Raw genomic sequence first — 7,780 nt, 5'->3', positions numbered from 1 at the left:
CACGCTCACCTTCAGCGATATCGATGACCACGACAAGCAGTCCAACATCGGTGGGTCTATCGGGGTCAACTTTACAGTGCCGGGCTCCGCGGGGGCAGATAAGAGCGGAGAAACCGGTCCCGAAGATCAACCTGACAATACCTCAGATCAGACCGACAGCGAAGAATCTGAGGCTGAGACATCCTATGGTGGACAGTTTGAGGGCAGCTACGCCAACCGCGACAAACGCCAGATCACCCGCGCAACCGTCGGCGAGGGCGAGATCATCATCCGTGATGAAGACAAACAACAAGAGCTGGAAGACAGCGGTGAGACGGAGAATGTTGCTGAGCTGAACCGAGATGTCGACCTCGCCCAAGAGATCACAAAGGACGAAGAAGAATACGTTGGCGTTTATGTGAGCGATACGGCTGTAGTAGCAGTAATTGAAGCGGGCAAGAAAATCGGTGAAGTAATTGATCAAGTAAAGAAATCTCTCATCGCGAGTGAGCAGTTAAGCCCAGAAGAAGCTTCGATTGGTGCGAAGGTTTATTCGGACTTGTTGGATAAGAAGATACCGCCAGAAAGTCTTCGAGCTTGCCTTTCCAGCAGTGCAAGTATTTGGGATTGGATTATATCCTCAGCACATGCCTCTACTGCATGTAGCGTTTATTCTATTCAAGAGATTAAAGCTTGTCTGAAATTCTATGACACCGTGAAATATGCAGCAGCTGAAAGCTCCGCTAATATGCTTGAGCAGTTCAATGTAGCATATGAAAATGATCCGGAGGGTCTTGAAAAGGCTTTAAAGGCTCTGGACATCCCAACAGAGATTATTTTGAAATCTGGTTTGGTCGACAAGCAAGCCTATGAAAAGTTCCAAGAAGATATTAGTGCTGCTGTTACAAAAGGAACTGATGAAGTTCTTGCAACAATCGAGCAATATTCTAATGGAGATCCCGAAAAAGCTGTTATTCTCGCAACTTTGGTCACGGGTACAGCTCTTGCGTTAGCTCCTAAGAAGACCCGCGCGAAAATTTTGGAGAAACTAAAAGAGCCCCTTAAAAAGGTCGCTAGTAATTTTAAAAAGATACAGCAACAACGTTTACTTTGGGGAAGTTGGGGCGATTATCCCAAGATTACGATCGGCAATCGAACATACGCTCAAATTGGCAAACGCAAATATTCTCAACACGCGGTTGACCGGATGCAACCAAGTGGTTTGGGAGCTCCGGTTGGCTCAGATGGTCCCGGCCGGAATGTAACTCCAAATATGGTAGAAGAGGTCATTGCAAATGGAAGCAAAAGCACTGTAATTAAAGATGGTGTAAAGAGAACGATTTTCACTTCAGGTAATGTTAGTGTAGTTACTGAGAGCAATGAAAGCGTCATCGTAACGATTTTGAGGAATAGCTCCCCATGACTAGGAATTTCGTATATCCGGAGTTAATAAGTGAACTGCGGGAAGCATGTCAAATGCACGCTGAAAATCAAATGCAAGCAGATGACTTTCAAGCACTAATTCAAAGAGCCGAGCGCGAAATTGTAGCTTACGAAGATAAAGATATTCATTCTAAGATGACAGAAGTTGAAGGACAGTTGGAGTTGATTAAGTTTACCGTTGATGACGGTAGGCAATTCGAGGCCACTCGAGACGTTGTAATCTCTCTCTCTAATTGGTTAAAAGAACTCTAAAGATTGCTGTAAAGACTGTTCAGACTGAGGTTCGAAAAGCAATTGGGGCATTGCCAAGTTGTTTCAGGTCAGCTTTTGAGTTAGTAAATCCCAATGAAAATACCGAGTTCCTTTGCCCGCCTGAAGGGGTACCGTTTTCCTCGTGAGGTCATTGCGTATGCCGTTTGGGCATACCATCGTTTTGCAATGAGCACCGCTGATGTTGAGGACAGAGCTGGCTCGGGAAATTCGGACAGGTTGTATAAGTGGATTTCGCTTCTGAAACTGGCATGATGCCAAGAACAGGAGACCACCATGAGCAGACGTCCTCGTCGAAACCATAGTCCGGCCTTTAAAGCGAAAGTCGCGCTTGCTGCTATTCGTGGAGAGAAGGCCTTGAGCGAATTGGCTCAGGACTCTGATGTTTACGCGAACCAGGTCAAACAATGGAAAGAGCAGGCCCTTGCAGCGATGCCTGATGTGTTTGGGGCTGATAAACAGGCTAAGCAGGAGCCCGAAGTCGACATCAAACGGCTGCACGCCAAAATTGGGGAGCTGGCTTTAGAAAATGACTTTTTGGGAGGAGCGCTCACCAAAGCAGGACTACTGAGCGCCAAAAGATGATTGACCGCAACCATGATCTCTCAATCGGTCGTCAGGCCAAGGCCCTGAGTATATCAAGAAGCAGTGTTTACTACCAGCCTCGTCCAGTTTCAGCTGAGACGCTTGCCCTCATGCGCCGACTGGATGAGTTCCATCTGGAACATCCATTTGCGGGCAGCCGTATGCTGCAGCAGCTCTTGAAAGCTGAAGGCTTTGATATCGGCCGACGCAGGGTGCGATCTTTAATGAAGAGGATGGATATTGAGGCAATCTACCGACGACCCAACACGTCCAAACCGGCGCCAGGACATAAAATCTACCCGTATCTGCTGCGTGATGTGGAGGTTTTAAGACCCAATCAGGTCTGGGCCATCGACATTTCCTATATTCCCATGGCAAAGGGCTTCACCTATCTGGTCGCTATCATTGACTGGTACTCGCGCAAAGTTCTGAGCTGGCGGTTATCAATCACCATGGAGGCCGCCTTCTGCATCGAAGCTCTGGAAGATGCACTCGCTAAATACGGCACGCCAGAGATTTTCAACTCTGATCAGGGCTCTCAGTTCACCAGCATAGACTTCACCGATGTGCTCAAGCGTGAGAAGATCAAGATCTCCATGGATGGCAAGGGAGCATGGCGCGACAATGTTTTTATTGAACGGTTCTGGCGCACCATCAAATATGAGGAGGTCTATCTCAAGGCCTACGCCAGTGTGCCAGAGGCCAGAAAATCCATTAAGCAGTACATCACCTTTTATAACCAGAAGCTTCCACATTCATCACTTGACTGGAATACCCCGGATCAGGCTTACTGCAACCACCCGCAGCACATAACTCAAGCTGCGGCGTAATTGGAGCGGATCCACTTATAAAAGACGCTCAACTGTCCAAACAACCGGAACCACCTCAAAAATCCGAAGACAGCAAATACATTTGCATTAGTTTTATGTATGGCGGGCATATGGGAGGGGAGTGCGAAATATTCCTGCCAAAATCGATGCTCGAAAACTTTCTCTCAGATGAAGACTGGGCTTGGAAGACTATGAACCGTTTTTATCGGATAGTTTATCTGGCTTCCCCCGAGATGAACGTGCCAATTCCGGAGTCTGAATTACACAGGGATGGTATTGTGCCCGATGATTGGACTTAGAAGTATGCGGTAAAGCCTTGATGATAAAACCTATACAAAGTTGCAGCCTATCAAGGAAAATGGTGCTCGTTATCCGTTTTTCACTTTGTATACTGTCCCTCTTGAGATACCAAGTTCACGGGCAATGACCGTTGGGCTCTGGCCTGCGGCAAGGCGCGTTTCAATCTCAGTCTTATCGATCCGTGGCGGTCGACCTTTGTAAACACCTCTTTTCTTCGCCGCCGCAATGCCTTCCGCTTGTCGCTCCCGACGCAGGTTGGTTTCAAACTCTGCAAAAACACCGAGCATATCGAAGAAGGCTTTACCTGCCGCCGTTGAGGTATCGACAGGTTGCTCGGTTGCATAAAGATGAGCGCCCTTGTCTTGCAATCGCCGTGCAATAATCTGCAGGTCATGCATTGATCGGGCGAGCCGATCAATGCATGACCACCAAAGTTTCATCAGGGTGGATGAAGTCCAGAATTGTCTGTAACTCAACACGATCTTTGAGAGTGCCGCCGCTCTTCTGTTCTGTACGGATCAGATGGCAGCCAGCTGCTTCCAATGCATGAACCTGGGTATCCGGGTTCTGGTCCATAGTAGAGGTGCGCGCATATCCGATGCGGGACATAGATCTATTCATTTTGGGTGTGCTACTTGCCATTTCTGTTCACTAACACAGATTAGACCCAAAATGAACATGGAACTGTGTGCAATTGGTGTTCGTTCGAGATCGTATTTTGAGTATACCCAAAATACGATCAGCTGCGCAGCTAATCGACTATCAAAGTCAATGCGCTGTTCCAGATCAAGCTCAAAGCGGCCATAAGGATTGATATGACTGTAAATCAGCGGTGTCAGGCTTCGGTAGTCTTCTGCAGCAAGTCGGCCAGCCCAAACTGGATCAGACAACACTGATTGCACTATTCGGGTGTTGACGTAAACCAGCGAGGCCTGCAACAGGTGCAGAGACAGGGCCGAGATCTCCTGATCTTCAATGCGGTTACTAGCAATCTCCCCACCCTTGCCGAAGAATACAAAGCCGTTGGCGCTGTTCCAGTTCTCTACGACATTGAGCCCTTCGTTGATTTCACGGCGATAGTTCTCCGAGCGCAAATACAGGCATAGGAAGATCGTCTTGATGGCTCGGCCCAGTTCAGTCAACGCTTTATAGGTTGGGTGCATCACTTCAGAGCAGGCAAAGCGGCGTAAAATTGCTTCCGGATCTGCGGTTCTATGCTGCATGGCAGCAGCGTACTTGACCATTTCGTCATACTAGCGGGCAATTTCCTCCCAATTTATAGCGCTGGATAGGATCGGCAGCAGGTTGCCAAGCTCACCACGCATAGTGTTGGAAGGCAATGCCAGTTTCTGTCGACTAAACGCCTTAAGGCGTGGGGCAGCTCAAACCCAAGAAAGTGACAATGAGCGTTTCTTATCTGGAGAGGAATTAAAACGACTAGGGCTTGTTCTGGCTAAGGCTGAGCAAGAGGGATTGCCGTGACATATTACGGTTCAAGGTGTACGTGAAAAGCATCTTCCCAAAACAGAGAGAAATCGCAGGACCAAACTCAATCCGCTGGTACTAAGCTGCATTAAACTGCTGCTTTACTCTGGTGCGAGATTGATGGAGATCGGATCGTTGCCGTCTCGCAAAGGAGAGGGGTACCGGCCGCACCCTGTTAATACGCATGTATTGGACATTTTTAGTGATATCTCACGCATAGAGAACTCTGCATTTGTTTTGCCTTGGTGGAGCGATTTAGCCCAGTATATAAGTCCATACTTAGTTGAAAAAGCCTGGGTCCGTGTTCGGGAGCGTGCGAATTTGGAAGATGTACGCCTTTATAAATTTTGCCATACCGTTGCGCAATGGCAACACAATCGGGTAGCAATGCCTTCCTGATCAATAATCTTCTGCGCCATCGAAATGAGACGGTGACAAATCGTTACGTGAATCATGATGCACATCCAATCTGTTCAGTATCACAAACCGTCGGGGAGCGGATTTAGAAAAGGATCAATCTTAATAACCTGAGGATCGCGTTTGTTTATCGTGAACACAATTGATGAAACGGGTGATGTGACTTTTAGGTTATTGATCAAATAAATTGCAGTAAATAAGTTAAATTCAATTTGCATAATGTTCTAATTGTATAAAATACTATATTTACCATAGATTTTCATAAATATAATATGAGATATGTATTTATGAATATTTTTATGAAACATAGAATAAAGATGATTCACATAATTAAATATTCTTATTTGATTCATTTTATCTATATGAATACTTATCTTTCCAAATGTTGGATTAGGCGGCTCAGGAAACTTGTCTTGAAGATGTAGGAAAACTAGGCTCAGTACTCATAGCCAGAATATGACGGTTGCAGCGATTTAGATTGCAGATTTGAATATACTGGCACATCGATCATATCGCATTGCAATGAGCCGTCCGTCCTTAAGCTTGGCGAACAGGTTTTCGACTTTTTGCCGTTTTCTGTAAGTTTTTGTGCAATACGAGACTTTCTTTTTGCGGGTTTTGCGTGAAAGGATACAGGCTTCAATATCCTGATCTGTCACGGTTTTTCTGACCTTGTTTCTGTCATAGCCCCGATCCGCAATCACGACCCGGGCTGCCGGTAGGTCCAGCAACAGAACCTCAGCTTCCTTAAAATCACTGGTTTGCCTGGCTGTCAGATGAGGTCTGACCGGACGGCCAGCGCCATCACCAATAGTGTGCAGCTTTGTGTTCATTCCCCCTTTTGTGCACCCGATCAGGAGAATAATCACCCCTGCAAAAGAAATTGAGGATGAGTAGCGACAAGCAGAGCATCCAGCTTCAACCAGACTGCAGGTCAGGCATAATGCTGAGCGCTCTTCATCGGAAGGTCAGTTTTCGTTGGCAGGGGCCAACAACTGCGCTTCTCGAAGGAACTGATTTGAAGAGCATTTAAAGCGCGAAGGGTTTCTCATACGGCCCAACTAGTGCGTTGCTTTTGAGGGGTTATCCTGATTTTCCCTTATATTTCAGGGGCAGGCCATTGTTGGTCAGGATTGGGCCAAAATTGGCTCGCTGTTTTCTTATATTTATCAGATGCTTATCTTGGGTGTCGGAGTTTTAAGCCATCTTTGGCTCAAGCTTACGCAGCGGTATTTAGCCGGGTGCTCTGCAATCAGGCCAAATTTGCGCACGCCTCCAAGTTATTTTCCTTTGTTATTTCAATAGGTAAATCCGACCAGGTGTGTTCTCCTCTTTTGCTTTCCCACTCTGGCATGCAAGTTGCTGTTGTGTTGGTACGCTGCCGCAGACTGGGGTCTGGGGCTGTGGCCCATTGTTGTCAAATGGGGTTCATTTATTTGTTTTGCTGCGTCTATCCGCACACGGAGGGCGCTCACCAGGAGCATACTATGCCAACACCCGCTTATATCACCATTGAAGGGTCAACTCAGGGTCCAATCACTCAAGGCGCGTTTACTGAAGATTCCGTCGGTAACGTGTGGCAGGAAGGTCATGAAGACGAGATCATGGTACAGGCCATTGATCACACCGTCATCATTCCTCGTGATATCCAGTCCGGCCAGCCAGCTGGTCAGCGCGTGCACACTCCGTTCAAGTTCACTTGCTCCATGAACAAGTCCATCCCGCTGCTTTATAATGCGCTGGTCTCTGGTGAGATGCTGCCTAAATGTGAAGTTAAATGGTACCGCACCAACTCTTCCGGCAAGCAGGAGCATTTCTTCACCACCTCCTTTGAAGATGCTCTGATCACCAACATCGAGTGTGGCCTGCCACATTGTCAGGATCCAAAGAACGCTGATTTCACTCAGCTGATCACCATTGAACTGTCATACCGCAAAATTATGTGGGAACACACAGTCTCCGGCACCTCTGGTGCTGACGATTGGCGCGCACCTGCAGCTTAAGTCTCTGTTTTTGACGGAACTAGAAGTCAGATCCGGGCCAGCTTTGGCCCGGACACTGCCTATGGGTGAGTTCACACTAAGCAGTCTTTGATTTAGGCCTGATCTGCGGAGTTGGAATATGCAACCTGTCTCTGGCAAAGCCTCAGAGAAGCGCGGTTACTTGCGCAGCTTCTTTCGCGCCCTGTTGTGGCGGCGGCGCAAGGTAGAGGCGATTGCAGAAGCTGCTCCCAAGGAAACCGATCCGGCAGGCACGGCACATGTGGTCTTACAAGGCCGTGACCGGCCTGAGCGCTCGTCTGACGCACTGCACGAAGACCTGTCTGAAGAGCTGGAGATCCGGGGCTTTCTGGATCAGTTTCCCGGTCACCGCTTGATGGTCAGGCCAGGGGATCAGCCGCACAAGGAGATATTTTGATGGTCTATCCGCTGGCGGAACAGAGATTGGCGCAGCAACATAGTGCCGCTCAT

The 7,780-nt window shown here is 47.9% G+C and carries 6 protein-coding genes and 3 pseudogenes; 6 read left to right on the top strand and 3 right to left on the bottom strand.

Annotated elements, in window-relative coordinates; all coding sequences use genetic code 11:
- The 4 genes and pseudogenes from BM231_RS27015 to BM231_RS26580 form a co-directional block, all read left to right on the top strand.
- Nucleotides 1-1,402, top strand: a 1,402-nt coding sequence (locus BM231_RS27015; RefSeq protein ID WP_208860677.1) for a hypothetical protein, incomplete at its 5' end; no start/stop codon positions are given.
- A gap of 53 nt (nt 1,403-1,455) precedes the next feature.
- Complete coding sequence (locus BM231_RS26590; RefSeq protein WP_139226420.1) at nt 1,456-1,674, top strand: hypothetical protein; 219 nt, start codon at nt 1,456-1,458, stop codon at nt 1,672-1,674.
- 93 nt (nt 1,675-1,767) lie between these two features.
- Nucleotides 1,768-1,884 (top strand): annotated as a pseudogene (locus BM231_RS26585) (IS6 family transposase); the annotation flags it as partial.
- Nucleotides 1,885-1,968: 84 nt separating this feature from the next.
- A protein-coding gene (locus BM231_RS26580; RefSeq protein ID WP_093524391.1) for an IS3 family transposase occupies nt 1,969-3,107 on the top strand; the annotation gives its coding sequence in 2 pieces (ribosomal slippage) (nt 1,969-2,233 and nt 2,233-3,107; 1,140 coding nt in all).
- A 368-nt stretch (nt 3,108-3,475) separates the two neighbouring features.
- Here the strand turns inward: BM231_RS26580 and BM231_RS26570 are convergent.
- The 3 genes and pseudogenes from BM231_RS26570 to BM231_RS26560 form a co-directional block, all read right to left on the bottom strand.
- A pseudogene (locus BM231_RS26570) lies at nt 3,476-4,016 on the bottom strand (recombinase family protein).
- A 161-nt stretch (nt 4,017-4,177) separates the two neighbouring features.
- A pseudogene (locus BM231_RS26565) lies at nt 4,178-4,783 on the bottom strand (Tn3 family transposase); the annotation flags it as partial.
- Nucleotides 4,784-5,782: 999 nt separating this feature from the next.
- Nucleotides 5,783-6,142 (bottom strand): transposase, encoded by a 360-nt coding sequence (locus BM231_RS26560; protein WP_093524387.1) that lies wholly within the window; start codon nt 6,140-6,142, stop codon nt 5,783-5,785.
- A gap of 654 nt (nt 6,143-6,796) precedes the next feature.
- Here BM231_RS26560 and BM231_RS26555 point away from each other — a divergent pair.
- Together BM231_RS26555 and BM231_RS26550 are read left to right on the top strand one after the other, a co-directional pair.
- Nucleotides 6,797-7,312 carry an Hcp family type VI secretion system effector gene (locus BM231_RS26555; protein ID WP_057465969.1) on the top strand — a complete coding sequence of 172 codons (516 nt, stop codon included), beginning with the start codon at nt 6,797-6,799 and terminating at the stop codon, nt 7,310-7,312.
- Nucleotides 7,313-7,430: 118 nt separating this feature from the next.
- Complete coding sequence (locus BM231_RS26550) at nt 7,431-7,727, top strand: hypothetical protein (RefSeq protein WP_093524385.1); 297 nt, start codon at nt 7,431-7,433, stop codon at nt 7,725-7,727.
- Nucleotides 7,728-7,780 lie beyond the last annotated feature (53 nt).

Origin of the sequence: Pseudovibrio ascidiaceicola (assembly GCF_900114245.1) — a bacterium.
GTDB lineage: Bacteria > Pseudomonadota > Alphaproteobacteria > Rhizobiales > Stappiaceae > Pseudovibrio > Pseudovibrio ascidiaceicola.
This window is presented reverse-complemented; position numbering and strand designations above follow the sequence as displayed.